At 66.2% G+C, this 6,078-nt stretch carries 4 protein-coding genes; 3 read left to right on the top strand and 1 reads right to left on the bottom strand.

Annotated elements, in window-relative coordinates; translation table 11 throughout:
• Nucleotides 1–96: 96 nt before the first annotated feature.
• On the bottom strand, nt 97–948 hold the full coding sequence (locus SPR01S_RS16295) for a helix-turn-helix domain-containing protein (RefSeq protein ID WP_066591273.1): 852 nt from the start codon (nt 946–948) through the stop codon (nt 97–99).
• 301 nt (nt 949–1,249) lie between these two features.
• On the opposite strand from SPR01S_RS16295, the gene SPR01S_RS16290 reads away from it, so the two are divergent.
• From SPR01S_RS16290 to SPR01S_RS16280, 3 genes are all read left to right on the top strand, one after another.
• On the top strand, nt 1,250–2,275 hold the full coding sequence (locus SPR01S_RS16290) for a quinone-dependent dihydroorotate dehydrogenase (RefSeq protein ID WP_066591284.1): 1,026 nt from the start codon (nt 1,250–1,252) through the stop codon (nt 2,273–2,275).
• Nucleotides 2,276–2,461: 186 nt separating this feature from the next.
• On the top strand, nt 2,462–4,228 hold the full coding sequence (gene ggt, locus SPR01S_RS16285; RefSeq protein WP_066591270.1) for a gamma-glutamyltransferase: 1,767 nt from the start codon (nt 2,462–2,464) through the stop codon (nt 4,226–4,228).
• Nucleotides 4,229–4,282: 54 nt separating this feature from the next.
• Nucleotides 4,283–6,064 carry an AMP-dependent synthetase/ligase gene (locus tag SPR01S_RS16280; protein WP_066591269.1) on the top strand — a complete coding sequence of 594 codons (1,782 nt, stop codon included), beginning with the start codon at nt 4,283–4,285 and terminating at the stop codon, nt 6,062–6,064.
• Nucleotides 6,065–6,078 lie beyond the last annotated feature (14 nt).

Here is a 6,078-nt window from a genome sequence, read left to right as displayed (position 1 = left end):
GCAGCCGCGCAGCGGCGAGGACAGGACATTTCCCCTCCACCATTCGCTGCGCGAATGGTCCCCCTCCCCACGCTATGCGTAGGGAGGATTTGAAATTCACGTACTCGTGATCAGCGGCCTCACCAGCCCGGACATGGCCAGCCGTTGCTGCACCGTGATTTCCGCCAGCGCGGTTGGGCGATCGCGGATTTGCTTCGGCGTCAGGCCGGTGAATTGCTTCACTTCGCGGATCAGGTGCGACTGGTCGTAGAAACCCCGGCCCACCGCGTCATCGAAGCTGATATCGCCGCGGCACATCGCGACCGCCGCGCGCAGCGCGCGATATTTGCGCGCCAGCAACTTCGGAGGCGCGCCATAGAGCGTGTTGCACTTGCGCTCCACCTGGCGGCGCGACAGCCCGGTGACGGCGATCAGGTCGTCGATGTCGGGGGACGTGCTGCCTTCCAGCCATTGATCCACCTGATGCGCGAAACTGACCGATTCCTGGTTCGCCCTGCACGTGAATTCGCGCACCAACGCCTCCGCGATCAGCACGCGTTCGTCCATATTTTCCGTGCCGGCGATCGCCCGGAAGGCGGCTTCGGCGCGCGGCCGCAGATTCGGTCCTACTTCCATCGAATCGTCGAGCATGTCCGATGCGTCGCCGCCCAGCATCGCCGCCCAGCCGGCCGGCGTGATGCCGAACCCGAACACCCGCACCGGCCCCTCGACACGGCATCGGGTCGCTCCGCTGGTCGGGCCAACGACATGGATCGGCCCGGCGGATTTCTCGCCGGACGGGAAATAATAAGCGGCGAAGCCGGGGCTCAGGCGGAAGCGAAACTGGGCATAGTCTGCGCGCTCCATATCCTCGAACCACGGAACGTCGGCTCGAAAGTTATAGAATAATGTTACGTGATCCGCGAGGTCGGGTGAAGGAACCCGATAATCGAGTTGAATGTCCGACACGAAAGTTGCGCCCCTGTATTTTCTTTCGTCGTGGCGTTTTTATACCATTCCGGTCCCAACCGCCACCCAAAATGAGTATGGAGCCAACTTGCCGTAACATAAGAAAGCGGCCCGATTTTCTTTCGAAAACCGGGCCGTCAAGGGAAAGAACCCCCTCCCAGGGGCCCTTCGGGTCGCAGGCTCGTCCTACGCCGCATGCCCCGAGTCGTATTGGACGGATTCGCCGCGCGAAGAATTTTGACCGTTTCCGTAACGTAAGGGACCTTTGACCCTCGCGGCCCGGCCTGCCATGGCGCCCGGCATGGCTTTTCTCGCCCGCCCGCTCCTGTTCGCGATCGATGCGGAGACCGCGCACGGGCTGACCATCGACATGCTTGCCGCATGGGGGGCGATCGGCACACCGCTCGCCGCGCGACCGCCATCGCTTGCGGTCACGGTGGCCGGGCTCACCTTCCCCAACCCCTTGGGTCTGGCCGCCGGCGCCGACAAGGACGGGCGTGCAATCTCCGGCTTTTTCGGCCTGGGTTTCGGCGCGGTCGAGATCGGCACGCTGACGCCGCTGCCGCAAGCGGGCAATCCGAAACCGCGTTTGTTTCGTCTCGTGCCCGATCGCGCGGTGATCAACCGGATGGGGTTCAACAATGGCGGGCTGGCCGCGGCGCTGCCGCGAGCGCGCGATGCGAAGCGCACCGGCATGCTCGGCATCAATGTCGGCGCCAACAAGGATGCCGCCGATCGCATCGCCGATTACGAGGCCGGCGTGGCCGCCGCCGCGCCGATCGCCGATTATGTCACGATCAACATCAGCTCGCCCAACACGCCGGGCCTGCGCGACCTGCAGCATGGCCCCGCGCTGACCGACTTGCTCGCCCGGGCAGCCGCGGCGCGCGGGACGACGCCATTGTTCCTCAAGGTCGCGCCGGATCAGGAACCCGCCCAGATCGACGAAATCGCCCGCGCCGCAATCCATGCCGGGATCGATGCGCTGATCGTCGGCAACACGACGGTGAGCCGTCCGCCCCTGTCCTCTCCCAACGCCGTCGAAAGCGGCGGCCTCTCCGGTGCACCGCTAGCCTCGCTCGCCGCACAGCGGCTGCGCGATTTCAGGACGGCGACCGGCGGCGCGCTGCCGCTCGTCGCGGTCGGCGGCATCGATAGCGGTGCCGAAGCCTATGCCCGGGTCCGGGCCGGCGCGAGCCTGGCGCAGATCTATACGGGTCTTGTCTATGGCGGCCCCGCACTGCCGCGGCGCATCCTACGGGATATGGACGTGCTGATGCGCCGCGACGGGTTTGCGCGGGTAGCGGACGCGATCGGCGCAGTTTGAATTCATCCAGCCAAGGAAACGTCGTGGCCTTCTCGCTCCTCCACCTCTTCGTCCTCGCCATATTGCTGCTGGTGCCGCTCGCGGTGATCGTCGCGATGATCCTCGCGCTGCGCCGCAACCCGCGTCTATAGGTCGCCTGTCCGCAACGCCTTGTCTCTCCTTCCCATGTCGTTAGGGTCGCCCGCCATGAAGAAGCTGTTCGTCGCCGCCGCCATCCTCCTTTCCACCATGGCGGCGTCGGGGTCCGCCCGACAGCCGGCGCGGATCGCCAAGGTCGTCCAGCCCGCCGCAACCGGCATGGTCAGCGCCGCCGATCCGCGCGCAGCGGCGGCCGGAGTCGAGATCCTCAACGCTGGCGGCAGCGCGACCGATGCGGCGATCGCAACGATGCTGGCGCTCAACGTCGTCGAGCCGCAAAGCTCGGGCGTAGGCGGCGGCACCTTCTTCGTCCGCCATGACGCCATCAGCGGCAAGATCAATACGATCGATGGGCGAGAGGCTGCGCCGATGGCCGCTGACGGCAAGTGGTTCTACGACGCCAATGGCAAGCCGCTCCCGCACAACGCGGCGGTGCCAGGCGGACGCAGCGTCGGCGTGCCCGGCCAGCTCCGCGTGATGGCGCTGGCGCACGCGCAATCGGGCAAACTGCCCTGGGCGCGACTGTTCCAGCCGGCGATCCGGCTGGCGCGCGACGGGTTCAAGGCGTCGCCGCGGCTGGTCAATGCGCTGACCCAGTTCGGCGCGCATATGGATGCCGGTTCGCGCGCGATCTTCTTGGACGCGGCGGGCAAGCCGTGGCCGGTGGGCACGGTCGTCAGGAACCCCAAGCAGGCCGAATTGTTCGGCCGGATCGCACGTCTCGGCCCCCAGGCCTTTTATACCGGGGGCACCGCCCAGCGGCTCGTCGCGGCGGTCAACAACGCCCAGCGCAATCCGTCGAAAATGTCGGTCGCCGATGTCGCCGCCTATCGCGCAAAGCCGCGCGCTCCGCTGTGCGGTACCTATCGCGTCTATCGCATTTGCGGCATGGGCCCGCCGTCGTCGGGCGGCTTCACCGTGCTGATGATCCTGAAGCAGCTCGAGCGGTTCGACATGGCGAAGCTGGGCAAGGATTCGCCGGTCGCCTGGCATCTGTTCGCGGAAAGCTCGCGCCTCGCCTACGCCGATCGTGACATGTATGTCGGCGATCCGGACTTCGTCACCGTGCCGCTCGCCGGCCTGCTCGACCGCAATTACATCGCCTCGCGCTCGGCATTGATCTCTCCCGACAAGTCGATCGCCGATGTCGCGCCGGGCACCCCGCCGGGCGCCCCGCCGCGCAAGCGCGTGCCGGCAAGCGAGACTCCCGGCACCACCGATCTCGTCGTCACCGACAAGGCAGGCAATGTCGTCGAGGTCACCACGACGATCGAAGGACCATGGGGATCGGGCCTGTCGGTCGACGGCATCATGCTCAACAACGAGCTGACCGATTTCGACATCGTGCCCGACAAGGACGGCTATCTGGTCGCCAACCGCGTCCAGGGCGGCAAGCGTCCGCGCAGCTCGATGGCGCCCACCATCGTCTACGGTCCCGACGGCAAGGTCCGCCTGGCGATCGGTGCAGCCGGCGGATCGACGATCATCGCGCAGGTGGCAAAGGCGATCATCGCGGTGGTCGACTGGAAGATGAGCGCGCAGGATGCGATCGGCCTCGGGCTGGTCTATGCGCCGGGCCCGATGGCCGTCGCCGAATCCGGCACCCAGGCTGAAGCAATGGCGCCGCAAATGCGCGCGCTCGGCGAGAAGATCATGGTGTCCCCGCTGGGGCTCAAGGCCAACGCGATCGAGCGCATCGGCGGCAAGTGGGTCGGCGCCGCCGATCCGCGCAGCGAAGGTGTCGCGATGAGCCAAGACGGCAAGGTGACAGCAATCACGCGGATGGGGATGGCGCCGAACCGCCCGTCAGAATAACGTCGGCCGACAAGGCGCAGCCGAACGCGGCGCGCCACGCAGGAGAGGGGCCGAATGCGGCAGATCGAGAAGTTTCCCAACCTCGTGGCGATGTTCTTCGCCCGCGCGCGGGAGGGCGGCGACAAGCCGTTCCTGTGGCACAAGCAGGGCGACAGCTGGGTAGCGCTGAGCTGGGCCGAAACCGCGCGACAGGTCGCGAGCCTGGCGACCGGACTCAAGGCGATCGGGCTGCAGCCCGGCGACCGCGTCATGCTGGTCAGCGAGAATCGCCCCGAATGGTGCATCAGCGATCTGGCGATCATGGCCGCCGGCTGCGTGACGGTGCCGACCTACATCACCAATACCGAACGCGACCATTCGCACATTATTGAGAATTCGGGCGCGCGCGCGATCATCGTCTCGACCGCCAAGCTGGCCCGTCCGCTGCTGCCCGCAGCGGCGCGCGCGAGCGAGGCCAAAATCGTGATCGGCCTGGAGGATCTGCGCGTCGGCCAGACCGACCTCGTCTATCATAACTGGTCGAAGCTGATCGCCGATCATCCGGCGCGGCCGGATGACCTGTTGATCACCGCGAGCCGCGACGACCTGGCGTGCATCATCTACACGTCGGGTACGGGCGGCGCGCCGCGCGGCGTGCAGCAACATCATGGTGCGATCCTGCACAATGTCGAAGCCTGCTGCACCCTGATTGCGGAGGATTTCGGCTGGGGCGACGAGGTGTTCCTGTCCTTCCTCCCCCTCTCCCACGCTTACGAGCATACCGGGGGACAGCATTTCCCGATCGGGCTCGGCGCGCAGATCTATTATGCCGAGGGGCTCGACAAGCTCGCCAGCAATATCGAGGAAGTCCGCCCGACGATCATGGTCGTGGTGCCGCGCCTGTTCGAAGTGCTGCGGACGCGCATCGTCAAGGCAGTCGAGAAGCAGGGCGGCTTGTCCAACTATCTGCTCGAGCGCGCCGTCGCGATCGGCGGCAAGAAGGCGGCGGGCGGCGTGCCGTTATACGACCAGCCGATGAACCTGATCGTGAAGTCGCTGTTGATGCCCAAGATCGCCAAGCGGTTCGGCGGGCGGATCAAGGCGATGGTGTCGGGCGGTGCGCCGCTCAACCCCGAGATCGGCATCTTCTTCCAGTCGCTCGGCCTGACCTTTCTGCAAGGCTACGGCCAGACCGAGGCGGCGCCGGTCATTTCCTGCAACCGCCCGCGCGCCGGCCTCAAGATGGATACGGTCGGCCCGCCGCTCGACAATGTCGAAGTGAAGATCGCCGAAGACGGCGAGATCCTGGTGCGCGGCGAGCTCGTCATGCACGGCTATTGGCGCAATCCCGAAGAAACAGCGCGCGTGCTGAAGGACGGCTGGCTGCATACCGGCGATGTCGGGCTGATCGACGACAAGGGCCGGATCAAGATCACCGACCGCAAGAAGGACCTTATCATCAACGACAAGGGCGACAACGTGTCGCCGCAAAAGGTCGAGGGCATGCTGACGCTGCAGCCCGAGATCGGCCAGGCGATGATCGCCGGGGACCGGCGGCCCTATATGGTCGCCGTGCTGGTCCCGGATCCCGAATGGACCCAGGAATGGTGTGCCAGGACCGGGGCGGCGTGCAATCCGAAGGCGCTGGCCGACGACCTCGACTATCGCGCCGCGCTGATGGCGGCGGTCGAGCGGGTCAACAAGGACCTGTCGGTGATCGAACGGGTGCGCCGCTTCATCCTGGCCGACGAACCGTTCACGATCGAGAACCAACAGATGACGCCGAGCCTGAAGATTCGACGCCATGTGTTGAAGGAAGTGTACGGCCCGCGCCTCGACGCACTCTACAAGGGATAGTCCATCCCCCCTCT

Source organism: Sphingomonas pruni NBRC 15498 (genome assembly GCF_001598455.1).
Lineage (GTDB): Bacteria > Pseudomonadota > Alphaproteobacteria > Sphingomonadales > Sphingomonadaceae > Sphingomonas > Sphingomonas pruni.
Note: the sequence above shows the minus strand (reverse complement) of the source record. Positions and strands in the feature narration are given on the sequence as shown.